The organism is Salmonella sp. SAL4457, assembly GCF_046548235.1.
GTDB classification, from domain to species: domain Bacteria; phylum Pseudomonadota; class Gammaproteobacteria; order Enterobacterales; family Enterobacteriaceae; genus Salmonella; species Salmonella enterica.
On the sequence record NZ_JBGDZO010000259.1, the window covers coordinates 1 to 309 of the forward strand.

The following is a 309-nucleotide window of genomic DNA, read 5'->3' on the forward strand; positions in this document are numbered from 1 at the left end:
TGGAATGAATCTCCTAAAGAATTATTGGAGGCATTATTAAGAAGAAAATATAGAGGCTATATTGTTTATGCTCACAATTTAAGTAAATTTGATTTAATATTTCTATTTAAATATTTAGCAAAATTATGGATGTTTGATGGCTATAAAGTTACTCCGATTTTTAAAGATGGTGCAGCAATATCTATTGTAGTAACTAATAATAATGGTGTATCATTAACATTTAGAGATTCTTATTTAATTCTACCCTCGTCATTAAAAACTTTAGCTGAAACATTTAAAACTAATCAAAAATTAATTGAGCCTGTCTTA

1 protein-coding gene is annotated in these 309 nt (G+C 25.6%); it reads left to right on the plus strand.

Annotated elements, in window-relative coordinates:
• Positions 1-309, plus strand: a 309-nt coding sequence (locus tag ACLJNW_RS24175) for a DNA polymerase (RefSeq protein WP_410961214.1), incomplete at both ends; no start/stop codon positions are given.